Raw genomic sequence first — 22670 nt, 5'->3', positions numbered from 1 at the left:
TGCACCGGGCGAACCTCGCGACGACCCTCCCCTTACACTGGCGCGATGAGCACCGACGCTCCCGACGCGCTGCCGGCCGCGGCATCCGGTTCCCGCCCGATCCATACCCGGCTCTCGCGCGGCACGATCGCCCGCTACGCGACCGGTTCGCTCGGGACCGGCGGGTTCGCGACGCTCCCGGGGCTGGTGCTGACGTACTACCTCACCGACTCGCTGGGCGTCGCCGCCCTGGCGGCCGGGCTCGTCATCACGCTCGCCAAGGTGTGGGATGTCGTGATCGACCCGATCATCGGCGCCCTCACCGACCGCGACCTCGCCCGCCACGGCAGTCGGCGCCGGCTCATGCTCGTCGGCGCCTACAGCATTCCGCTTCTCTTCGCCCTCACGTTCGCGGCGCCCCCGGAGGTGGGACCCGCGGTCGCCGCGATCTGGGTCTTCGTCGCGTTCACCCTGACCGCCACGGCGTTCAGCCTGTTCCAGGTGCCCTACATCGCACTTCCGGCGGAGTTGACGCCCGCCTACGACGAGCGCACGCGCCTGCTCACCTGGCGGGTCGTCGTGCTGACCCTGGCCATCCTGCTGTTCGGCGCCGGCGGGCCCGCACTGCGTCGCACGTCCGACGACCCGGTGATCGGGTACCTCGTGATGGGCGTGGTCGCGGGTGTGGTGATCGGGCTCGGCATGCTCGTCTCCACGACCGTCGCCCGCCGTGCGCGCGCGACGAGCGAGGTCATGAGCGGAGGAGAGGGAACGACGGGAGGATCGGATGCCTCGGCGTCGTCCTCCGTTCGTCGCATGTCCTCCGCTCGTGACACCGCGCCGGCCGGCCCGGCGATCCGGGAGCACTTCAGCGAGGGCATCCGTTCCCTGCGGCGCAGCGCGCCGTTCCGCGCTCTCCTCGCGACGTTCGTGCTGCAGGCTCTCGCGACCGGCCTCATGCTCGCCGGCGCGCAGTACGTCGCTCGATGGGTCCTCGACTCCGAGGCGGCGGTGGAGCTGCTCTTCCTCGCCCTGATCGCGCCCGCGCTGTTCGCCGCGCCCGCGTGGGGCGCCGCGTCCCGCCGCATCGGCAAGGAGCGCGCCTTCGCGATCGCGAGCGTCGTCTTCGGCGTCGCGGCGCTGTCGATCCTCGGCATGCTGTGGGCGCCCGGGCAGTGGATCTACGCGCCGGTGGCCGTCGCCGGCGTGGCCTACGCCGGCATGCAGTCTCTTCCGATGGCGATGCTGCCCGACGTCATCTCGCACGACGAGCGCGCCAACGGCCCCGGGCGAGCAGGGGCTTTCAGCGGCGTGTGGACCGCGGGCGAGACGGTCGGCTTCGCGCTGGGCGCGACGGTGCTCACGCTCATCCTCGCCGCGACCGGATACATCTCGTCGACCGCGGGAGAATCCGCCGGGCAGCCGGATGCCGCGATCACCGGCATCATCGTCAGCTTCAGTCTCGCCCCGGCCGCTCTCATCGGGCTGAGCCTCATCGCGCTGGCGCGGTACCCGCTGCGCCGTGGCGACATCGAGTCGCAGCCCCTCTGAGATCGCGTGTCAGCACGGCGTCGTAGACTGAGACCCCCGCCGCCCGAAGGAGAGCGCTCGTGCCCCAGGCCGCCCCGGTGACCACCACCCCCGCCCGCACGAAGAAGCCTGCCCTCCCCGACGAGGTCCGCGAGCCGCTCGACGCCGCGGTCGCCGACCTCGCGCGCGGGGCGCGCACCTGGACCCACCTCACCCTCGCCCAGCGGGCGCGCCTGCTCGATCGCGTGCGCGCAGCGGTGACCGCCGTCGCCGAGGAGTGGGCGCACGGCGCCGCCGCGTCGAAAGGGCTCGCACCGGGGCATCCGCTCGCCGGAGAGGAATGGCTCTCGGGACCGTACGCGACCCTCGTAGCGCTCGATGCCTATCGCGACACCCTCGCGGCGCTGGCCAAGGGCGAGAGCCCGCTCAAGCGGGTGAAGACGGATGCCGCCCCCGGCGGCCGCGTGAGGGCGCACGTCTTCCCGCTCGCCCCCGTCGACGGCGTGCTGCTGTCGGGCTACACCGGCGAAGTGTGGTTCGGGCCCGGCGTGAGCGAAGCCGACGTGCGCGCCGATGCGGGCCTCGCCCAGCTCACGCCCACCGAATCCGGCGGTGTGGGTCTCGTCCTCGGCGCGGGCAACGTCACCTCGATCCCCGTGCTCGACGTGATGTACGAGCTCATCGCGCACAACCGCGTCACCATCCTCAAGGTCAACCCCACGCAGGACGCTCTCGTCCCGGTCTTCGAGCGCGCGCTCGCACCGCTCATCGAGCCCGGGTTCGTCCGCATCGTGACGGGCGGCGGCGACGTCGGGGCGTACCTCACCGAGCACCGCGACATCGCCCACGTGCACATCACCGGGGCAGCGCCAACGTTCGATGCGATCGTGTGGGGACCGTCGTCGGGTTCCGGCGCGGCGAGCACCGCCCGCCGCCGGCGCGAGAACCGGCCCAAGCTGAACAAGCCCATCACCGCCGAGCTCGGCGGGGTGTCTCCGATCATCATCGTCCCGGGCGAGTGGAGCGAGGCCGACCTCCGGTTCCAGGCCGAGCACGTCGCGACGATGCGGCTGTACAACTCCGGGCACAACTGCATCGCCGGGCAGGTCGTGCTGCTGAGCGCCGACTGGCCGCAGCGCGAGGCGTTCATCGCCGCGCTGCGCGACGCCCTCGACGCCGCGCCGAGCCGCCCGCTGTGGTACCCCGGCAGCGACGGGAAACTGGCGGCCGCGGCATCCGACTATCCCGACGCCTCCTGGTCGACGGACGGCACGCGCGCGCTGGTGCAGGCGCGTCCGGGCGAGGCGTCGGCCCTCGAGACGACCGAGTACTTCGCGCCCGTCCTCGGGGTCGTGGCGCTGCCCGGCAACGGACAGGAGTTCCTCGACCGCGCCGTGGAGCACGCGAACGACGAGCTCGCCGGCACGCTGGGCGCCAACGTGCTCATCGACCCGGTGACGCAGGCCGCGCTCGGCGACGGCTTCGAGCGGGCGATCGCCGACCTGCGCTACGGCACCGTGTCGATCAACTCGTGGACGGCGTTCGGCTTCCTCACTCCGACGCTGCCGTGGGGCGGCTTCCCCGGCGCGAGCCTGCAGGACGTGCAGAGCGGCATCGGCATCGTGCACAACGCCTTGCTCCTCGACCGCGTCGAACGCGCCGTCACGCGCGGTCCGTTCCGGCCGTTCCCGCGGTCGCTCGCGCCGACCGCGCTGCGCCGCTCGAACGGGAGGGCGTTCTCGGTGCTGCCGAAGCCGCCGTGGTTCGTGACGTCCCGCACCGGCGCCGCCGTGAGCGAGGGCTTCACGAGGTTCCGGATGGACGGGGACTACGCCAAGCTCTCCGCGACGCTCGTGCGGGCCTTCCAGGCATGAGCCCCCGCCGCAGCGGCGACCTCGCCGCCGACTACATCGTCGTGGGCGCCGGCTCGGCCGGCGCGGCGCTCGCCGCACGCTTGAGCGAAGACCCCGCCGTGTCGGTGCTGCTGCTCGAAGCCGGCCCGCCCGATCGTGCCCTCGAGCTGCACGTCCCGGCGGCGTTCTCGAAGCTCTTCCGCGGACCCTACGACTGGGGCTACGACACGGTGCCGCAGGAGCGGCTCGGCGGTCGCACGATCTACTGGCCGCGCGGCAAGACGCTCGGCGGCTCGTCGTCGCTCAACGCCATGATGTGGGTCCGCGGATTCGCCGCCGACTACGACGAGTGGGCCGAGACCGCAGGCGCCCCGTGGTCGTGGAGCGCGCTCCTGCCCTACTTCCGCCGCGTGGAGCGAACGCAGGACGCGGCCGACGACACCTACGGCACGAGCGGAGCCCAGTCGGTCGAGCACCAGCGCGACCCACGCCCGCACACGGCGGCGTTCCTGGCCGCCGCGCGCGAGCGGGGGCATCCGGTCACTCGTGCCAACCTCGCCGAGGGGCAGGGATTCAGCCAGACGATGGTGTCGCAGCGCCGCGGAGCGCGGGCGTCGACCGCCGACGCGTATCTGCGGCCGGCGCGGCGGAGGCGCAATCTGCGCGTGGTGACCGACGCCCTCGTGCGCCGCGTGACCTTCTCACCCGGCAGCTCGGCGGAGTTCGCGCACGACGACGCCCCGACGCCGCCGCGTGCGACGGGCGTGTACGTCGACCTCGACGGCGTGACCCGGCACGCCACCGCGCGGCGTGAGGTGATCCTGTGCGGCGGCGCGATCAATACGCCGCAGCTGCTGATGCTCAGCGGCATCGGACCCGCGGACCATCTCGCCGAGCACGGCATCCCGGTGCTCGTGGACGCGCCGGAGGTCGGGTCCAACCTGCAGGACCATCTGGTCGCCGGGTTCGCGCCTGCGGCGCGCGGCGGCACGCTGTTCGGTGCCGAGCGCGTCGTCGAGCTCGCCCGCTACCTGACATCGCGGCGCGGGATGCTGACCTCCAACGTCGGCGAGGCGATCGGGTTCGTGCGGACCGAGGTCGCCGAGCGAGCCGGCGTGCCCGACGCGCTCCCCGACATCGAGATCCTCTTCGCGCCCGTGCCGTATGTCGGCGAAGGGCTCATCCCGACTCCGGCCGAGGGGATCACCGTCGGGGCCATCCTGCTGCGGCCGAAGAGCCGCGGCACGATCCGGCTCGCGTCGGCGGAACCCACCGCGAAAGCCGTCATCGATCCGGGATACCTCACCGACGCCGACGGCATCGACGAGGCGACGCTGCTCGCCGGACTGGCTGAGTGCGAGCGGCTGATCGGCACCGAGGCGCTGCGTTCGGTGACGACGGGCGGGTGGGTCCAGCCCGAGGGCGGCGAGACGATGACGGCGGCCGAACGGGCGGAGCTGTCGCTGCGCCGCTACTCCCACACGCTCTATCACCCCGTCGGCACGGCGCGGATGGGGACGGATGCCTCGGCACCCGTCGATCCCGAGCTGCGAGTGCGCGGGGTGAGCGGGCTGCGCGTCGCCGACGCCTCCGTCATGCCCACGGTCATCCGCGGCCACACCAACGCCCCGGCGATCGTCATCGGAGAGGTCGCCGCCGACCTGATCCGCGGTCGTTGAGGGCGAGCGCGTTTCGCCCCGGTCGTTGAGCGGGCGCAGCGAGACGGAACGCCCCGCCGGAAAAGGCGCTCGGGAGGACCGGCACCGAACGGCGCGATCCTCCCGAGCTGCGAGGGGACATCCCCCTGGAGTCATCCTCGCGCGGGCGCCGGCTTCCGGTGCCGGCGTCCATGCGGTAGACACCGAACCCCGCGAGCCATTACGCCGCTCAGAGGGAAGTCTCAGGAAAGGGGGGCGGGTCAGCGACCGCCGCGGCGGTTGCCGCCGTTCTGGCGCACCACCGAGCCGACCATGAGCTTTCCGCCGCTGCCACCGCTCGACGCGCGGCGGCCGGGCGTGCGCGGGTTGCCTTGCGCTGGCTGCGAGGAACGGGTGTGACCGGCGCTCTGGTCGGAGCGCTGGTGCCCGCCCTGGGCCCGATCCGTCGAGCGACCGGCACCCTGACCCCGGCCGTGGCCGGAGGACTGCTCCGAGCGGCCGCTGGTGGAGGCATCCGCTCCCCGGCGCTGACCTCCACGGCCACCGCCGCCGTTGCCGCCCTCGCGCGCGGCGCGCTTGCGCTGGGCGTTCGCGCCCTGGCTGGTTCCGCCGCCGCGCACCTGCTGCACCGGCTCCGGCTTGACGTACGGGGCGACCTCGCCGACGAGCGCGGCGACCTCGGCCGACTCGGCGTGGACGGTCACGGGCGACACCGAGATGGCAGCCTTGCGCAGCAGCTGCGCGACGTCCTTCTCCTGCCCGGGGAGGACGAGGGTGACGACGGCGCCCTCGGCGCCGGCGCGGGCGGTGCGACCGGAGCGGTGCAGGTACGCCTTGTGCTCCATGGGCGGGTCGACGTGGATCACGAGCTCGACGTCGTCGACGTGCACGCCGCGCGCGGCGACGTCGGTGGCGACGAGCACCTTCGCGGTGCCGGCCGAGAACGCGGCGAGGTTGCGGTCGCGCTGCGGCTGCGACAGGTTGCCGTGCAGGTCCACAGCCGGGATGCCCTGCGAGGTCAGCTGCTTGGCGAGCTTCTTCGCGTGGTGCTTGGTGCGCATGAACAGGATGCGGCGCCCCGTGCCGGACGCGAGGGTCTTGACGACATCCTTCTTGGCGTCGGCGTCGGTCATCGTGAACACGTGGTGCGTCATCGCGGCGACCGGCGAGTGCGCCTCGTCGACCGAGTGCAGGACCTCGTTGTGCAGGAAGCGGTTCACGAGCTTGTCCACGCCGTTGTCGAGCGTCGCGCTGAACAGCAGGCGCTGGCCGCCCGACGGCGTGGCGTTGAGGATGCGCGTGACACCCGGGAGGAAGCCGAGGTCGGCCATGTGGTCGGCCTCGTCGATGACGGTGATCTCGATCGCGTCGAGGTGCGCGTAGCCCTGCTTCATGAGGTCTTCGAGTCGACCCGGGCAGGCGACGACGATGTCGACGCCGGCGTTGAGGGCCTGCACCTGGCGGTTCTGGTTCACGCCGCCGAAGATCGTCGTCGTGGTGAGCCCGTAGGCCTTGGCCAGCGGGGCGAGGACGGCGTCGATCTGGGTCGCGAGCTCGCGGGTCGGCGCCAGGACGAGTCCGAGCGGGCGGCCCTTGCGGCGCGAGCCGCCGGCGAGCGCCCCGCCGAGGCGCGCGACCATCGGGATGGCGAAGGCGAGCGTCTTGCCCGAGCCGGTCTTGCCGCGGCCGAGCACGTCGCGGCCGGCGAGCGTGTCGGGGAGCGTGTCGACCTGGATCGGGAACGCGGTGGTCTTCCCCTGTGCCGCGAGGGCGGTGACGAGGGGCTGGGGCACGCCGAGCGTGCTGAAAGTGACGTCAGTCATTGAGGAGTTTCTCCGGGCGCGCTACGCACCCTGGTCGGTGGCCGGTGGCGTATCTCGCCCACGGGTCGCCGTACGAAAGTGTTCAGCCGACGGCGTCCGGGAGTGGAACCCCGGGACGGCGGCGAAGGAAGCGTTCTACGACGCAAGAAGCGCGAATGCGCTGCAAGTCCTCCCACCCTATCAGGGCGCGGCGGGAGCTTCCTGGACGGCCTCATCGCGAGGGCCCGCGAATCGGTCGGTGGCGGCTCGCAGGGCGCGGGCGATGCCCGGCTCGGTCGCCGAGTGCGAGGCATCCGGAACCATCACCAGTTCCGCTTCGGGCCACGCCCGGTGCAGGTCCCACGCCGTCATGGGGGGCGTGCACGTGTCGTAGCGCCCTTGCACGATCACCGCGGGGATGCCGCGGATGGCGTCGACGCCGGCGATCAGCTGGCCCTCGTCGAACCAGCCGCCGTGCATGAAGTAGTGGTTCTCAATGCGCGCGAACGCGGTCGCGGTGGCCTCGTCGGTCATCGAGGCGACCAGGTCGGGATCGGGCAGCAGCGTGAGCGTCGAGGCCTCCCATGTGGTCCATGCGACGCCCACCGGGACGTGGATCTCGGGATCGGGGTCGAAGAGCCGGCGGTGGTAGGCCTCGATCATGTGCGAGCGCTCGAGCACCGGAATGGGGGCGACGAAGTCCTCCCACAGATCGGGGTGGATAGCCGACGCGCCGCCCTCGTAGAACCACTCGAGCTCGTGACGGCGCAGCGTGAAGATGCCCCGCAGCACGAGCTCGCTCACGGCATCGGGGTGCGTCTGCGCGTACGCGAGGGCGAGCGCGCTGCCCCACGAGCCACCGAAGACCTGCCAGGTCGCGATGCCGAGGTTGCGGCGCAGCAGCTCGATGTCGGCGACGAGGTGCCAGGTCGTGTTGTGCCGCAGATCCGCGCCGGGATCGCTCGCGTGCGGCGTCGATCTGCCGCAGCCGCGCTGGTCGAAGAGCACGATCCGGTAGCGCTCGGGGTCGAAGAAGCGCCGCTGCCAGGGCGAGGTGCCCCCGCCCGGGCCGCCGTGGAGGAACACCACCGGCTTCCCCTCGGGGTTGCCGCTCTGCTCCCAGTACACCCGGTTGCCCTCGCCGACGATGAGCTGGCCCGTCTCGTAGGGCTCGATCGGCGGGTAGAGGATCTGGTCGAGGTGCTCGTTCACAGGTTCTCGCCCGGGATGCCGAACGTCTCGCAGGCGCTCACCCCGCTCCGATAGCCGGTCTGGAACCAGCGCTGCCGCTGCTCACTGGATCCGTGGGTCCAGGTCTCGGGGTTGACGGCACCCCCGGACTGCTGCTGGATGTGGTCGTCTCCCACGGTCTGGGCGGCATTGATGGCGTCCGCGATCTGCTGCTGGGTAGGGGCCTCGAGGAAGGGAACCCCGTTCTCGTCGACCTGCTCGGTGAAGTCGCCGATCCACGCACCGGCGAAGCAGTCGGCCTGCAGCTCCATGCGCACCCCATTGCTGTCGGGTCCGGTGCCGTTGTTCGGGTTGTCGGCCATGATGCCGGTGATGTTCTGCACGTGGTGCCCGTACTCGTGCGCGAGCACGTAGAGCTGGGCGAGCGGGCCGGCGGTCGCGTCGAACTGCTCCCGCAGCAGTCCGAAGAACGTGGGATCGACGTACACGCCCTGCTCGGGCGGGCAGTAGAACGGTCCGGTCTGGTTCGACGCGGTGCCGCACTGGGTGCTCGTCGCGACATCGACGATGATGAGCTGCGGTGCCTGGTAGCCCTCGATCTGCCCCTCCCAGTATTGGTCGAGGGCGAGGGATGCCGCGGCGAGCCGGCAGTCGTCGCTGGCGTTCGCGTCGGCTCCGGTCTCGCAGTTCTCGATCTTCGTCCCTTCGCCGCCGCTGGCCGCACCGCCGCCGCCGAGCAGCCCCGACAGATCGGTGCCCGTGAAGAGCTGGAAGAGGAGCACCGCGATCGCGCCGATGCCGGCGATGCCGCCGCCCGCGATGGCCGCGCCCCCGCCACGGCGCCGCGCGGTGTTGCCGCCGACGCTGGCGTTGTCGTTGAACGTCATGGGCACACGGTACCCCCGGTGCTCCCCCCGGGCGAGGAGACTTGACACCGCAATAGGCTCTGGGCATGGCGAGCTCACCCATCACCGTCACGATCACCGGAGCCGGGGGTCAGATCGGCTACGCGCTGCTCTTCCGCATCGCCGCCGGAGACATGCTCGGACCCGACCGCCCGGTCCGGCTGCGGCTGCTCGAGATTCCGCAGGGCCTGCGTGCCGCTGAGGGCGCCGCGCTCGAACTGCAGGACTGCGCGTTCCCCCTGCTGCAGGACGTGGAGCTGACCGACGACCCGCGCGTCGCGTTCGAGGGCGCGAGCATCGCGCTGCTCGTGGGGGCGCGGCCGCGCGGGCCGGGCATGGAGCGCGGCGACCTTCTCGCCGCGAACGCCGGCATCTTCGGCCCGCAGGGCGCCGCGATCGGCGAGACGGCGGCCGGTGACGTGCGCGTCGTCGTGGTCGGCAACCCGGCGAACACCAACGCGCTCATCGCGGCGGCCGCGGCCGCGCCCGGCGTGCCGTCCGACCGCTTCAGCGCGCTCACACGGCTCGATCACAACCGCGCGGTCGGCCAGCTCGCCGACGTGCTCGACGTGGGTCCGGGGGAGGTGCACGGGGTGGCGATCTGGGGCAATCACTCGGCGACGCAGTTCCCGGATGCCTCGCACGCAACCGTCCGCGGCGTGCCGGTGCCCGAGGCGCTGGCCGAGCGCCTGGGCGGGCGCGAAGCGGCCCTGACCTGGCTCGACGACGTCTTCATCCCCCGGGTCGCGAAGCGCGGCGCCGAGATCATCGAGGTGCGGGGTTCGTCGTCGGTCGCGTCTGCCGCGAACGCGGCCATCGAGCACGTACGCGACGAGCAGCTCGGCACCGGCGACCGCTTCACGTCGGCGGCCGTCGTCTCGCGAGGCGAGTACGGCGTTCCGGCGGGCCTCGTGTGCTCGTTCCCGGTCGTCTCGGACGGCACGGGCTACCGGGTGGTCGAGGGCCTCGCTCTCGACGACCGCGCACGGGCGCGCGTCGAGGCATCCGTCGCCGAACTCGCCGCGGAACGCGAGGCGGTCGAGGCGCTCGGGGTGCTGTAGCGGTGGAGCTGCTCGTCCTCGCCATCCTGGGGATCGTCGTGATCGCCCTGGCGACGGCGATCGCGCCGAGGCTCAACATCGCCGGACCGCTGATCCTGGTGCTCATCGGGATCGGCGTGGGGCTCCTCCCCTTCGTCAGCGTGCCGCAGGTGAATCCCGAGTTCATCCTCGTCGGGGTCCTGCCGCCCCTGCTGTACTCGGCCGCCGTCGCGCTGCCGGCCATCGAGTTCCGGCGCGACTTCGGGCCGATCGCCGGGCTCTCCTTCGTCCTCGTGATCGTCAGCTCGATCATCGTCGGCGGCTTCCTCATGCTCGTGATCCCGGGACTCGACCCCGCCATCGCCGTCGCGCTGGGCGCGATCCTCAGCCCGACCGACGCGGTCGCGACCTCGATCGTCAAGCGCCTGGGCGTCTCGGGTCGCGTCGTCACGATGCTCGAAGGCGAGAGCCTGCTCAACGACGCCACCGCCCTGGTGCTGCTGCGGACGATGATCGCGACCGCCGCGATCGCGACCGCGGGCTCGGCGGTGGAGGACGCCGAGGTGAGTGCCGGCTTCCTGCCGGCCTTCGCGTGGGGCGTGCTCGTGGCCGTGGTGGTCGGCGCCGTGGTGGGGTGGCTGAACCTGCGCCTGCGATCGCTCATCGGCCATTCCGCCGCCAACACGGCGATCGGGTTCGTGATCCCGTTCGCCGCCTACCTGCCGACCGAGGAGCTCGGCGGCTCCGGACTCGTCGCCGCCGTCGTCGCCGGCATCGTCACCGGCCAGGGCTCGGCACGCTGGTTCACCCCTGAGCAGCGCATGTCGGACGAGCACAACTGGCGCACGATCGAGCTGGTGCTCGAGGGCGCGGTGTTCCTGCTCATGGGCCTCGAACTCAAAGACATCGTCACGGGCAACATCGAGGACCACAACGGACTCGGCACCGGCCTCGCCATTGCGCTGGGCGCACTCGTGCTGCTGCTCGCGGTGCGGGGCGTCTACGTCTCGCTGCTCGTGTGGGCGCAGAGCCGGCGAGCCCGCAGTGCGCGACGAAGGCGGCTCGAGCGGATCAGCGACACGATCGACGACATCGCGAGCGGGGAGCGGCCGGTGCGCCGCGCCGATCCCCGGCGCCGCGGGCGGGGCGGGGATCGTGCTCTGGAAGACCCCCGCACCCAGCGGCGGCTCGCGGCGATGCGGGGCCGCGTGACGCGGTCTCTGCGCGACCTGAACTACTACCAGGCTTCGCCGCTCGGGTGGAAGCACGGCGCGGTCATCGTGTGGGCGGGCATGCGGGGCGTCGTCACGCTCGCCGCCGCGCAGACGCTCCCGACCGGCACTCCCGAGCGTGCCCTGCTCGTCTTCGTGGCCTTCGCCGTGGCGGTCATGAGCCTCATGCTCCAGGGCTTCACCCTGCCGTGGCTGGTCCGCATGCTGCGGCTGCAGCCCACCGACGAGCACCGGGTGGACCGCGCCGAGCAGGACGAGCTCGATGAAAGGCTGAGGGATGCCGCGGCATCCGCCCTGTCCGATCCCGCGCTGCGCCGGCGCGACGGCCGGACCTTCCCGGCCGAGCTGGTGGCGTTCGTCGGCACGAAGCTCATCGACCCGCCGGACGACGAGACCACGGCCGCGGCACGCGATGCCCTCGAGCTCCGCCTCGTGCTGATCGAGGCGATGCGGCGTCGGCTCAACGAGCTGTCATCGGGCGGCGAGTTCAGCACCGGCGCGCTGCGGCACGCCCTCGCCGAACTGGACGCCGACCAGCTGAGCCTGGAGCTGCGCCTCGACGACCAAGGGTGACCTCGACACCCCGTGTTTCCGCGAGTCGGCGCGATGGCGGAGAATGGACGCGGCGAAGGGGCATGGGATGACGGGTTCGGGCGGAACGACCGAGAGCGCGCCGGGACGGACGAGCACGCTCCGGGTCGGGCGATCGCGCGACGACGCCGCTGCTGAGACCAGTCCGATCCCCGTGCCGCACACCGCGGCCGAGTGCCCGAAGTGCTTCACCGAGCTGCAGCGCGACCGCGACTGGTGGCTCGCCCGCCCGTCGGGGGCGCGGCTCGTCGGCCTCGTGGTCTCGCGCGACGACATGCCGTCGGTCGTCGAGCAGCGCAACGATCTCACGCGCTTCGGCGTGCCCATCGAGGGCTTCCGTCATCCCGCCCCCGAGACGCTCGAGTCATGGGAGGAGCGCCTGGTGCGCCTCTTCGGCACGCTCGGTCGCGGTGACGTGCTCGTCGTGGCGAACGTGCACGCCCTCGGCCGCGACATCGACGAGGAGACCCGCACCGTCGCCGAACTCCACCGCCGCGGCGTGGTCGTCAAGGTGCTGAGCCACGGCGGCAAGCACCTGTACGACGCCGGACGCTGACGCCGCGGCTCAGGTGTCTCGGCCGGCGTCCGAGGCGCGCTCGAGGTCGAGCAGCGGGAGGTCCTCGCGGGTGACCAGGCGTGCGGCGATCGCATGCTCGACGAGACGCACGCGGCGGTTCGTGGCGTAGGACCGCGCTCCCCCGCGCATGCCGGGCACGCCGATGCGGTCGAGCTTGTCGCACACGTTGTCGAGCTTGCGGTTGAAGCGCGTCAGGGTCCAACCGAGGCGCTCCGCCGCCTGCGCCGAGGTGGGCAGCTCGCTCATCCCCGTTCCCTCCCGCCTCAGGACGGGCTCGGCGAGAGCGAGGATCATCACGCGCTGCGAGTGCGTGAGCGGCACGTCGCCGATGGTGCTCAGCCCGTCGTCGTCGCCGAACGACTGCGTCTCGCGGAAGGCGGGCTCGGCGACGTGGATCGTCAGCTCATAGGTCGTGGGGCCCGCACTGAAGATCACCGCCGTCGCCGCGAACACCAGCGGGAGCCGCGCGCCGGGCGCGAGCCACGCCTGCACCCGGCCGCCCGTGTCGGTGACGGTCGCCGACAGGCGGCTGCCGACGTTCGACAGGAGCCACAGTCCGCCCACGTTCTCGATGGTGAGGAAGTGGCGGTGCAGGAACAGGTTGTCGTCGATCGCGAGGTCACCCTCGCGACCCACCGTGAACACGGCGCCGGGTTCGACGGTGAACGCCTCCCCCGCGAACTCGACGGTCAGCTCGTCGGTCATGCTCGCGCTCACGGAGCGCACCCCCTCACCGGATCGGACGACTGTCCGTTCTGTCTCACGAGAAGCACCTCGACGCACGTCGTCCCGGACGCGTCGAGAGGCACGGTGACCTCGGTCTCGGTGATCGGCTCGAACTCGGGTTCCTCGTCGGGCCGCGCGACCACGCCGACGAGGTAGCGGTCCCCCTCCTGAGGGTCGGGGTTCGTCCACGCGAAGCGCACGCCGTCGGCCGCGACCGTGCCCGCGAGATCCTCGGGCTCAGGGACGACGGCCGAGACGGGGTCCTTCGGAACGGACGAGGCGGCAGGGGTCGGCTGGGCCGTCCCTCCCACGAGGATGCCGGGGAGGGACACGCCGACGATCACCGCCGCGAGCACGACGAGGACGGCAGCGCCGAGGCCGATCCACAGGCCCTTGCGGGGGCGTCCGGCCGGCGGAGCGGCGCCTGATGGCGTCGCCGCCGCTGACGCCGATGCGGATGCGGATGCGGATGCCCTGTCCGTCGGCGCGCCGGCGGCGGCTTCGGTGAAGACCGGCGTGGGAGGGCGCAGGACGGTGGCGTCGCCGGCGGCGGGCACGTCGACCGGACCGCGGACCCGGGTTGCGGCGGCGGATGCCGAGGCCGGCACCGCGTCGGCGCGGAGGACGGTCTGCGCCTCAGCCGGCTCGTACACGGGAGGCGTGCGCGGCGCGGCGGGGACGGTGACCGCCGACGGTCGCGTCGGCCCGGCGGCCGGCGTGGTCTGCGGGTCGATGCTCACCACACCGCGGACGCGGGTGAGCCCCTCCTCCTCGTCCTCGACCGCGTCGTCGGCGATGCTGTCATCGAGGATGTCGATCGGCGTCACGGAGTGGGAAAGCTCGATCTGGACCTTCTGCAGCGCCCGTGCGAAGGCGATGGCGGACTCGTAGCGGTCGCCCGAGGACTTCGCCATCGCGCGGGCGAGGGCGCGCTCGAGCGAAGCCGGAGCATCCGCGCGGCCCAGCGGCGGGAGGGGCGTGGTCTCGATGCGCTGGATGAGATCGGCCGCGGTGTTCCGCTGTCCGGGAAGCTCGAACGGCGAACGACCGGCGAGCAGCGTGTACACGGTCGCACCGAGCGCGTAGACGTCGGAACGGGGATCGCTGCGCGGAACGTCGGCGAACGACTCGGGCGGCGACCAGGGAATCGAGAGGCCCGCCGACTCGGCTGCCGCGCTCGTCGTCGACGCGATGCCGAAGTCGGTCAGAGCGGGGCGGTTGTATTCGGTGACGAGGATGTTGGCGGGCTTGATGTCGCGGTGCAGCACGCCGGCCCGGTGAGCGGTCTCGACCGCCGCCGCGACCTGGACGCCGACCCGCAGCGACTCGGCGACCGAGAACGGCTCGCGCCGGTAGCGCACCTGCAGGTTCGGCTTCGGGCAGTACTCCATCACAAGGTACGGTCGCCCATCGCGCGCGACGCCGGCCTGGTAGATCGTGACGATCGTCGGGTGGGTCGACAGCATCGCCATGACGTTGGCCTCGGCCGTGAACTCCGCGACCGATCCGCTCGACATCCGCTCGGTCAGCAGCACCTTCACCGCGACGCGACGGCGCGGGAGAGCCTGCTCGTAGAGGAAGACGTCGGCGAATCCGCCCGAGCCGAGCACATCGACGTAGGTGAAGCCCGGCAGATCGGGCGGAGACATGGGGGCGCGCTTGCCGCTCACGACAGCTCCTCGATCGCCACCGTGATGCCGTCGCCGAGGTCGATCACGTCGCCGGGGACGACGACCGTGCCCTCCCCGGGATGCAGCCGCATGGGGTCCACGCCGGTCCGCAGCAGCGTCGTGCCGTTGGTCGTGTGCAGGTCGGTGGCCACGATGCTGTCGCCCTCGACACGCAGCTCGACATGGCTGCGGGAGATGTCCTGCTGCGGGCTGTCGACGGCGACGAGGTGCGGCAGATCCGTCCCCGAGACGCGGGTCGAGCGCGGTCGCCGGCCGATGACGACGGTGCGATCGAGGGTGAGCACCTGCCCGGTCGACACGCGAATGCGCCCGGGTGCCGGCGGGCGCGGCGGCGCGAGCGGCGAGGGTGCGGAGTCGCCCGTTCGCAGCGCGCGCGCCTCGGCGAGCGACACCGTCTCTCCGTCGTGGTCGCCGAGCACCACCGGGGCGGGTGTCGGGCGCACGATCGTCGCGTCGACCTCGGCCGGCTCGGCGGCGGGCTCGGGTTCAGGCTCAGGGTCGGGGTCGGGCGGTTCGTGCGCCGGGATCAGTGTCGACTCGGAGGGCAGGAGCGTGTCGGCCACCGACAGCACGGCCGCGGAGTCGATCAGCCCCGGCGTGGACGGCGGGCTCGGGACGGGGTCGACAGCAGGCGGAACGACGATGGCCGGAGGCGGGACGGATGCCTCGACGCCCCGCGCGGGCGTGGGGATGGATTCGCGAGCCTCCGGCTCGTCGGACTCGGTGGTCGCGGCAGGGGTCGCCGACGCGTCGACGGCGGCCCGGACCTCGGGGGTCGGTGCGTCGACGGCGGACGGCACCCACACGACGGCGGCGGCCAGGATGACGCCGTCGCTGACGGGGAACTCCGGGGGCGAGGCATCCGTCCCCGCCACGAGTTCCACCCGCGAGACATCCGGGATCACGCGCTCCGTCCACGTCGTGACGCCCTCGCCCGAAATCCGCTCGGCGGCGCCCGCCCGGGTGTCGAGGGCGAACCGGCCGCGCACGGCGAGACGCACGGCGCCCTGCTCGGCGAGCGCGACCGCGAACGGCGGCACCGCGGAGAGCGACGTGCCGTAGGCGCCGGTGAGGGCCTCGAGCACCCCGCCGAGACCGCGACCGTCGGCGAGGAGCGCGTGGATGCGGGACGCGAGCGCGGGCGAGGTGTCTCGATCCAGCACGGCGAATCCGTGCGGCGTCACCGCGACCGGATGCGCGCCCGGCGAATAGCGGACCGACATCAGAACCCCCCTGCAGCGACGACGCGGGGCAGCGTGTCGCCGTCGATCTCGTCGGCGACCGGCGCCGTCGGAGCCGTGTGATCGCCGGGACGGCCGTCGCGGGCGCGCACGGACGTCGCGTCGACCACCAGCGCCGTGATGTTATCGCGTCCGCCTCGCAGCATCGCCTCGTGCACGAGACGGGTGGCGGCTGCCTGCGGATGGGTCTCGGCCACCAGGATCGCGTGGATCGTGTCGTGGTCGAGCTCGGTCGACAGGCCGTCGGAGCACACCAGGATGCGGTCGCCGCCCTCGGCGGGGATCAGCCAGTAGTCGGCGTCCGCGTCGCTCCCGGCGCCGATGGCGCGCGTGATGACATTGCGGCGCGCGTCCTGCGATGCGGTGGCCGCGTCGAGCTGGCCTGCGTCGATCAGCTCCTGCACGACCGAGTGGTCGACGCTCACCTGCTCGAAGTCCCCTTCGCTGAGACGGTACGTGCGCGAGTCGCCGAGGTTGATCGCGAGCCAGTACCCGTCGCCGTCGACGTCGGCGATCACGACGCCCGTCAGCGTCGTGCCGGCGACGGCGCCCTGTCCGGGCGGAAGCGCCTCGACGCGGCGGCGAGCGGCGGCGAGCGCACGGCGGACGTCGTCGATGTCCAGGCTCGGCCGCCCCGCGAGCGCCGCGAACTCCTCGATGACGGCCGCGCTGGCAAGCTCCCCGCCGTGGTGCCCGCCCATCCCGTCGGCGACGAGGAACAGCGGCGGCGCCGCGATGTGCGAGTCCTCGTTGATGCGCCGCCGCAGGCCGGCGTCGGTGGCTGATCCGAAGACCACCTTCATGGGCGCGGTCATGCCGACAGCCCCACGACGGCCGATCGGTCGCCCAGTTCGAGCCGGTCTCCGGGCCGAAGCGACGTCGGGTGCCCCGCAACGAGCGGATGCCTCCCCCCGTCGCGCACGAGCACCGTGCCGTTCGTCGAGTGCCGGTCGGCGATCCAGGCGCCGGACGCATCGCCGCCGATCTCGAAGTGCGTCTTGGACAGCGACAGGGTCTCGTCGCGCACCGGAACGCTGACCGTTCCCGACTCCGCGGCGGGATTGCGCCCGTACAGCGTGCGACCGTAGACCGCCATTCGGGACCCGTCATCCCACGTGAGGACGGCGAGCACCGGCGCGTCGGCGAAGAGCGCGGCGCGCTGCGCCGGCGGCGGCGCCGTGCGGGTGATGTCGCGCTGCGTCCCGGCGCGGAGCACGGGCCCAGCGGACGGCTCCGCCGCGCGCAGGGATGTCACGCGCGTGCTCTCGGCGAGCCGCGGGAGCTCAGGGAAGGGGTCGATTCGCACGGCCGGCGCAGGGGCCGGCTGCCGGGCTGGCGCGGGCGCGGCGGCGGGCATGCGGTCGGGCTGCGCGGCCGGGGCGGGCGCGGGTGCCGCGAGGAACCACGGCTGCGGGTCGGCTGCGGGCTTCGGCCCGGCCACGCGTGGCACGGCGGCGGTGAACGGTACGACGAGGGCGGGCGCGACGGCGACCGGGGCCACGGGAGCGGCAGGCGTCGGAGCGTTGACGACGAGGGTGCGAGCCGCGCGATCGTGCCAGCCCTGACGGCGCGGGCTCGCGTCGAACAGCGGGGTGAACCACCCGACGAAGATCGCGCAGGAGAGCGCCCACACGAGGTTGCGCGCGAGAGCCGGCCAGAATCCGACGGGCCCGCCCTCGGCTTCGCGAGCGAGCTTCAGGTCGAACGCGCGCTGGCCCACGGACCCCGCGCCGCCTTGCAGCGCGGTGTGCACCACGGCCCAGGTCACCATCCCCGCCGCCGCGGCTCCGACGGCGACCAGAAGCGCCGGGCCGAGCGCGGCCACCCCGCTCGTGGCCAGCACGACCGCGAAGGCGATGCCGGCGCACAGGACGCCGACGGCGCACGCGACCAGGAGATCGACGGCGTACGCGGCGGCGCGCAGACCGATCGATGCCGGTGCAGCGGGGAGCGGGTGGTCGGTCATTCGGTCTCCAGGGGGCGAGGGTCGGAGTCGGGCGCGACTGTGCGCTTCGAACGGGAACGGCGTGCCGTGCGGGCCGGGCGCTCGGGCCCGGGCGTCGCGGAATCGGCCGCTTCGGAACCCGGCTCACCGGTGCCGGTCCCACCGGACCCCGGCTTGTGACCGGCGCGCGGCGGGCGCGGCGCACGGGCGGGAAGGGCGAATCGCGTGCCCGCGAGCAGCGAGCGGACGCTCAGGCGAGCGCCGAGCCGAGCCCACAGCGAGCGTCCGGCGCCCATGCCGCCGACGATCTCGTCGACCTGGCGCCAGAACTCGGACACGTCCTCCGGGGTCGGCTCCGTGGGACCGAAGACCTCGAGGTCGGCCCGCTCGGCCAGCGTCGTCACGCGCGGCTCGGCGAACGCCGCGTCGACGACCCCCGCATCCTCGCGCCGCGTGCCGCCGGGACGCACCGGCGTGCCGTAGTCGGTCGCGCGGTCGATCAGCTCGTCCCAGCCGCCGCTGATGCGGTCGGCGGCACGCTCGGCGTCACGGCGCTTGCGGCGCCGGGCGGCCTTGAGGGCGCCGATCACCACGAAGGGGGCGGCAAGGAGAGCGAGCAGCCCGGCCACGCCGAGGGCGATCACGACGATGAGCGCGAGGAGCGCCGCATCGAAGCCGCTCTCGTCCTCGGATTCGCGGTCGTCGGGCACGGTCGGCGGGAGGTCGACGGGCTCCTGCGGCGGGGGCGGGGGCTGCAGCACCTGGGGCTTCGGGTCGGCCCGGGGCTTGGTGGTCTGGTCGTTGGGAACCTGGTCCTCGGGCGGAGTCGGGTCGAAGGTGACCCACCCGTGATCCTCGAAGGCGACCTCGACCCAGGCATGGAGCGTGTCGCCCGTGGCCGCGAACACCGCCTGCCCCTCGGCCTCCTCCTCGGGGTAGAACCCCATCACCACCCGCGCGGGGATGCCGATCTCGCGCGCGAGCAGCGCCATGGCCGTGGCGTACTGCTCGTCATCGCCGACCATCTGGTCGCTTCCGAGGAGGGTCGAGATCCGCTCCGCACCGTGGCCGGCGCGCGAGAGCACCTCGCCTTCGAGCCCGTGACTGAAGAAGCCCTCCTCGGCGAGGAAGGTCTGCAGCGCGCGCACCTGCTCGACCGGCGTGGTCGCCTCTGCGACCGCCTGCGACGCGATCTCGGCGAGGTCCTGCGGAACGCCCTCCTGGTCGGGCAGCGACACCGGCGCGAAGTCGCTGTCGGCCAGCGCGTCGTCGCTCGGCGACGACGGCACGAGCGTCTCGAGCGTGTACTCGTCCCCCGCGCTCAGCCGCTGGGTGACGACGGCGGTCTGGGTGCCCTCGTTGTAGAAGGCCGACCGCCGCAGGTCGTCGGCGCGATCGCCGGCGAAGGTGATGCTCCGGACGGCGCCGACCTCGGGCATCCACACGCCCTCGAGGGCATCGACCTCGACGTGCACGGTCGCGGGCGTGCCCTCCGCCTCGGCGGACATGTTCCCGCGCACCGGCCCGAAGGCGCTCGACGTTCCCGCGCCATCGTCCGACACGTTGTAGACGGTGCCGTCGTAGGCGTCCATGGTGGCCAGTCGCACGCGGGCGCCCTCCGGCATGCCCGTTACGGTGAACAGGGGCTCGTCGGGGAAGTCGCGGACGTACGCGCGGAAGGACTGCAACGGGCTCGCGTACTCACGGATGTCGAACGGCGGGATCACGACGTCGCGCAGCACGTACCGGGGGCTCTCGGGTGCCGCCAGCGCGCTCGCCCCCGCGCCGATGAGCGTCGCGACGACGACGACCGCGCCGCCCAGGAGGAGCCGGCGCGTCGCGACGCCGCGTGGGGCGTGGTCGTCACCGAGCGGCACGGCGCCGGTGCCGTGCTCCCAGCTCTGGCGCATCGCGAGCCAGACCGCGGCCACGAGGGCGAACACCACGCCCTGGACGAGCGGAGCCGCCGGCTGCGAGGTGCCGAGCGCGATCTGCACGGCGAGGAATGCCGACGCGGGGATCAGCGTCCATGCGGGGTTGCGCAGGCGCAGGGCGAGCGACGTCGTGAGCACGCCCGCGACGAGGGAGAGCACCAGCGGCACGACCAGATGGCCGTCGGATGCCGCGACCGGCGCGACCGTCGTGAGCAGCTGCTTCCACGACGTGACCACACCGGTGGCGAGCCGGCCGACGGTGTCGAGCGTCGGAACGAATCCGAGCACCGCCGTGTGCGGGAGGGCGAGAGCCCCGCCGAAGACGAAGTACGCCAGGACAGTGAGGCCGGCGAGGGGAAGGATGCCCCACCGCAGCCACGCGCACAGAACCGCCACTCCCATCCCGAGCAGCGCGCCGCCGACGGCCGCCGGAAGGTACGCGGGCCCCCCGAAGGTCGGCCAGAACCCGACGATGGGCACCGCGAGCAGCGCCGCGACGGCGGTCAGATCGAGAACCCAGCGTCGCCTCGAGAGCGCCGGGGCGACCGCGCTCATGCCAGCACCTTCCGCAGCGCGGCGGGAAGCTGGTCGAGCGAGCCGACCGTCACGACGCTGGCGTCGGCGATCCGGCGCAGGCTCGGCGCCGCGCCGGAGTGCGCGACGACCGCCAGAGCGCGCGCGCCGAACGGCAGGCGCGCGCACGCCGCCCGCAGGCTGTTCGCGTCGACGGTGCTCCCGCACACCAGCACGACCACGCTCGCGAGGGGCAGGGTCGCGGCGACGACTCCGGCCAGCTCGACGACACCGCCCGCGCGCGGGCGGGAGTGCACGACGGCGCTCAGCGAATCGAGGAACTGCTTGCCGGTCGCAGACGGGAGCGAGCGCTCCTGCACGCGCACCTCGACACGCTGCGAATCGCGGAGCGCGCGCAGTCCGAGAGATCCGGCAGCCGACACCGCGAGCTCGAACTCGTCGTCATCGCGATAGTCGCCCGGATGCGTCGAGAGGCCGATCACGAAGTGCGAGCGACGGGTCTCCTCGTACTGGCGCACCATGACGCTGCCGGTGCGCGCGGTGGACTTCCAGTGCACGTGGCGCAGGTCGTCGCCGGGCTGGTACTCGCGCAGCGCGTGGAACGAGACGTCGTCACGCGAGAGATCGGTGGCCGGAAGGCCCTCGAGGTCGCGCAGGAAGCCGAGGGACTGCCCGTCGAAGAGCACCGTCTTGGGATGCACGAACAGGTCGACGGGCTCATCCTTGCGGTGCACGCGCTCGAACAGGCCCAGGGGATCGCCGCGCACGACGCTCACCGGGCCCACCTCGACGACGGCGCGCCGCACGGTGGGAATCGCGAAGAGCTCCTCGGCCGACGCACCCGGGGCGAGGCGCGACACGTGGAACTCGCCGCGGCCGGCACCGACGGGAAGCACGACACGCGAGGGGAGGATCGCCCGCCCGCCCGAGTTCGACAGCGTCAGCGCACCGACGGCCCGCTCGCCGACGACGACCCGGGTCCGCGTCAGGTCGAGCGTCACGTCGTAGGCCGTGCGGCCGATCAGGAAGAGCGCGCACAGCGCGAGGAGGACGGTCAGCACGATGGCGGCGACCGTGAGCTCCCACCATCCGAGCGAGGCGCCCGCGATCCACAGCGCGGCGGCCCCGGCGATGAGCACCCAGGCAGCGGGGCGCACGACGTCCAGCACGCGCCGCAGGCGTCGCCAGGCGCGTGCGGCGCGCTCCCCCCACCATTCGAGGCGATCCCGTGCCGGAGCCGCCTCGCCGAGTGCTTCCGTCGTCATCAGGCAGCGGACCTCGCCTGCGGTGCGGCGACGTCTTCGAGAACCCGCGCGATGACCGTCTCGGCCGTCGTGCCGGCGAACTCCGCCTCCGGGTCGAGCACGAGGCGGTGGGTCCACACCGGAGCCGCCAGCTCCTTGATGTCGTCGGGCGTGACGAAGTGGCGGCCCTGGGCGGCTGCCCACACCTTCGCGATGCGGATCATGGCGAGCGAGCCTCGCACCGACACGCCCAGGCGGGTCGCGGCATCCGCCCTCGTCGCCTCCGCGAGCTGCGCGGTGTACCGGAGGACCGCCGATTCGGTGTGGACCGTCGCGGCGAGGTCGGCCATGTCGGCCACCGCGCCGGTCGTGATGATCGCGGGAAGGCTGGCCGCGGGGTTGCGGTCGGCGGCCCCGGCGAGGATGCGCTCCGCCGCCGCGAGGTCGGGGTAGCCGATCGACGTGCGCACGAGGAAGCGGTCGAGCTGGGCCTCGGGCAGCTTGTAGGTGCCGGCCTGCTCGATGGGGTTCTGCGTCGCGATCACGAGGAAGGGACGACCCGCCTCGTGGGTCACGCCGTCGACGGTCACCCGCGACTCCTCCATGACCTCCAGGAGCGCCGACTGCGTCTTGGGCGAGGCGCGGTTGATCTCGTCGGCGAGCACGATCGACGCGAACACCGGCCCCTTGTGGAACTCGAAGCGGTGCGACGCCTGGTCGTAGATCGTGACGCCCGTGACGTCGGAGGGCAGCAGGTCGGGGGTGAACTGGATGCGGCTGCTCGTGCCCTGCACGGTCGCGGCGAGCGCCTTCGCCAGGCTGGTCTTGCCCGTTCCCGGCGCGTCCTCGAGGAGCACGTGCCCCTCGGCGAGCATCGCCGACAGCACGAGCCCCACGACTTCGCGCTTGCCCAGGACGGCGCGGTCGACGTTGTCGATCAGGCGGGCGAAGGTGCCCTGGAACCAGGCGGCCTGCTCGGGGGTCATGGTCATCGTCG

General features: G+C 72.9%; 17 protein-coding genes. 6 read left to right on the top strand and 11 right to left on the bottom strand.

All coding sequences use genetic code 11. From position 1 onward, the window contains the following. Window positions 1-45 precede the first annotated feature (45 nt). From HF323_RS13205 to HF323_RS13195, 3 genes are all read left to right on the top strand, one after another. Complete coding sequence (locus HF323_RS13205) at window positions 46-1530, top strand: MFS transporter (RefSeq protein ID WP_169583064.1); 1485 nt, start codon at window positions 46-48, stop codon at window positions 1528-1530. Window positions 1531-1607: 77 nt separating this feature from the next. Beyond that, complete coding sequence (locus HF323_RS13200; RefSeq protein WP_169583314.1) at window positions 1608-3383, top strand: aldehyde dehydrogenase family protein; 1776 nt, start codon at window positions 1608-1610, stop codon at window positions 3381-3383. Continuing rightward, a complete protein-coding gene (locus HF323_RS13195; protein WP_169583063.1) occupies window positions 3380-5041 on the top strand; it encodes a GMC family oxidoreductase N-terminal domain-containing protein in 1662 nt (553 codons plus the stop codon). Before HF323_RS13200 ends, HF323_RS13195 begins: the two co-directional genes overlap by 4 nt. A gap of 239 nt (window positions 5042-5280) precedes the next feature. On the opposite strand, the gene HF323_RS13190 is transcribed toward HF323_RS13195, so the two are convergent. The 3 genes from HF323_RS13190 to HF323_RS13180 form a co-directional block, all read right to left on the bottom strand. Next, window positions 5281-6843, bottom strand: coding sequence for a DEAD/DEAH box helicase (locus HF323_RS13190; protein ID WP_169583062.1), 1563 nt, complete (start codon window positions 6841-6843; stop codon window positions 5281-5283). A gap of 180 nt (window positions 6844-7023) precedes the next feature. Continuing rightward, a complete protein-coding gene (gene pip / locus HF323_RS13185) occupies window positions 7024-8034 on the bottom strand; it encodes a prolyl aminopeptidase (protein ID WP_169583061.1) in 1011 nt (336 codons plus the stop codon). Next, window positions 8031-8900, bottom strand: coding sequence for a neutral zinc metallopeptidase (locus HF323_RS13180; protein WP_169583060.1), 870 nt, complete (start codon window positions 8898-8900; stop codon window positions 8031-8033). Before HF323_RS13180 ends, pip begins: the two co-directional genes overlap by 4 nt. 65 nt (window positions 8901-8965) lie before the next feature. Here HF323_RS13180 and HF323_RS13175 point away from each other — a divergent pair, with 65 nt between their 5' ends. The 3 genes from HF323_RS13175 (at window position 8966) to HF323_RS13165 (ending at window position 12337) form a co-directional block, all read left to right on the top strand. Then, a complete protein-coding gene (locus tag HF323_RS13175; protein ID WP_169583059.1) occupies window positions 8966-9979 on the top strand; it encodes a malate dehydrogenase in 1014 nt (337 codons plus the stop codon). A gap of 2 nt (window positions 9980-9981) precedes the next feature. Then, window positions 9982-11763: a sodium:proton antiporter gene (locus HF323_RS13170; RefSeq protein ID WP_169583058.1), complete on the top strand. Its 1782-nt coding sequence runs from the start codon at window positions 9982-9984 to the stop codon at window positions 11761-11763. Window positions 11764-11830: 67 nt separating this feature from the next. Beyond that, window positions 11831-12337, top strand: coding sequence for a recombinase family protein (locus HF323_RS13165; RefSeq protein WP_223169400.1), 507 nt, complete (start codon window positions 11831-11833; stop codon window positions 12335-12337). Between the two features lie 9 nt (window positions 12338-12346). On the opposite strand, the gene HF323_RS13160 is transcribed toward HF323_RS13165, so the two are convergent. The 8 genes from HF323_RS13160 to HF323_RS13125 are packed head-to-tail and all read right to left on the bottom strand — an operon-like array spanning window position 12347 to window position 22665. Beyond that, entirely contained in the window at window positions 12347-13063 is a 717-nt protein-coding gene (locus HF323_RS13160) for a hypothetical protein (RefSeq protein WP_188241720.1), read from the bottom strand. Between the two features lie 8 nt (window positions 13064-13071). After that, entirely contained in the window at window positions 13072-14754 is a 1683-nt protein-coding gene (locus HF323_RS13155) for a serine/threonine-protein kinase (RefSeq protein WP_169583056.1), read from the bottom strand. Then, window positions 14751-15998, bottom strand: coding sequence for an FHA domain-containing protein (locus HF323_RS13150; RefSeq protein ID WP_169583055.1), 1248 nt, complete (start codon window positions 15996-15998; stop codon window positions 14751-14753). Before HF323_RS13150 ends, HF323_RS13155 begins: the two co-directional genes overlap by 4 nt. Continuing rightward, on the bottom strand, window positions 15998-16831 hold the full coding sequence (locus HF323_RS13145; protein WP_169583054.1) for a protein phosphatase 2C domain-containing protein: 834 nt from the start codon (window positions 16829-16831) through the stop codon (window positions 15998-16000). Before HF323_RS13145 ends, HF323_RS13150 begins: the two co-directional genes overlap by 1 nt. After that, entirely contained in the window at window positions 16828-17982 is a 1155-nt protein-coding gene (locus tag HF323_RS13140; protein WP_169583053.1) for an RDD family protein, read from the bottom strand. The genes HF323_RS13145 and HF323_RS13140 overlap by 4 nt, the downstream gene beginning before the upstream one ends. After that, the gene (locus tag HF323_RS13135) at window positions 17979-20450 is read right to left on the bottom strand and encodes a transglutaminase domain-containing protein (protein WP_169583052.1); all 2472 of its coding nucleotides are present in this window, start codon (window positions 20448-20450) and stop codon (window positions 17979-17981) included. The genes HF323_RS13140 and HF323_RS13135 overlap by 4 nt, the downstream gene beginning before the upstream one ends. Further along, the gene (locus HF323_RS13130; protein WP_169583051.1) at window positions 20447-21694 is read right to left on the bottom strand and encodes a DUF58 domain-containing protein; all 1248 of its coding nucleotides are present in this window, start codon (window positions 21692-21694) and stop codon (window positions 20447-20449) included. The genes HF323_RS13135 and HF323_RS13130 overlap by 4 nt, the downstream gene beginning before the upstream one ends. Continuing rightward, complete coding sequence (locus tag HF323_RS13125; protein WP_169583050.1) at window positions 21694-22665, bottom strand: MoxR family ATPase; 972 nt, start codon at window positions 22663-22665, stop codon at window positions 21694-21696. Before HF323_RS13125 ends, HF323_RS13130 begins: the two co-directional genes overlap by 1 nt. Between the last annotated feature and the right edge of the window lie 5 nt (window positions 22666-22670).

This window comes from Microbacterium sp. MF43 (genome assembly GCF_012847295.1).
Lineage (GTDB): Bacteria > Actinomycetota > Actinomycetes > Actinomycetales > Microbacteriaceae > Microbacterium.
This window is presented reverse-complemented; position numbering and strand designations above follow the sequence as displayed.

Excerpts from the sequence above, each read along its gene's own strand:
- HF323_RS13205 (WP_169583064.1), top strand. The coding sequence starts at position 46 with ATGAGCACCGACGCTCCCGACGCGCTGCCGGCCGCGGCATCCGGTTCC.
- HF323_RS13195 (WP_169583063.1), top strand. The coding sequence starts at position 3,380 with ATGAGCCCCCGCCGCAGCGGCGACCTCGCCGCCGACTACATCGTCGTG.
- HF323_RS13190 (WP_169583062.1), bottom strand. The coding sequence starts at position 6,843 with ATGACTGACGTCACTTTCAGCACGCTCGGCGTGCCCCAGCCCCTCGTC.
- HF323_RS13180 (WP_169583060.1), bottom strand. The coding sequence starts at position 8,900 with ATGACGTTCAACGACAACGCCAGCGTCGGCGGCAACACCGCGCGGCGC.
- HF323_RS13175 (WP_169583059.1), top strand. The coding sequence starts at position 8,966 with ATGGCGAGCTCACCCATCACCGTCACGATCACCGGAGCCGGGGGTCAG.
- HF323_RS13165 (WP_223169400.1), top strand. The coding sequence starts at position 11,831 with ATGACGGGTTCGGGCGGAACGACCGAGAGCGCGCCGGGACGGACGAGC.
- HF323_RS13160 (WP_188241720.1), bottom strand. The coding sequence starts at position 13,063 with ATGACCGACGAGCTGACCGTCGAGTTCGCGGGGGAGGCGTTCACCGTC.
- HF323_RS13150 (WP_169583055.1), bottom strand. The coding sequence starts at position 15,998 with ATGTCGGTCCGCTATTCGCCGGGCGCGCATCCGGTCGCGGTGACGCCG.
- HF323_RS13145 (WP_169583054.1), bottom strand. The coding sequence starts at position 16,831 with ATGACCGCGCCCATGAAGGTGGTCTTCGGATCAGCCACCGACGCCGGC.
- HF323_RS13140 (WP_169583053.1), bottom strand. The coding sequence starts at position 17,982 with ATGACCGACCACCCGCTCCCCGCTGCACCGGCATCGATCGGTCTGCGC.
- HF323_RS13135 (WP_169583052.1), bottom strand. The coding sequence starts at position 20,450 with ATGAGCGCGGTCGCCCCGGCGCTCTCGAGGCGACGCTGGGTTCTCGAT.
- HF323_RS13130 (WP_169583051.1), bottom strand. The coding sequence starts at position 21,694 with ATGACGACGGAAGCACTCGGCGAGGCGGCTCCGGCACGGGATCGCCTC.
- HF323_RS13125 (WP_169583050.1), bottom strand. The coding sequence starts at position 22,665 with ATGACCATGACCCCCGAGCAGGCCGCCTGGTTCCAGGGCACCTTCGCC.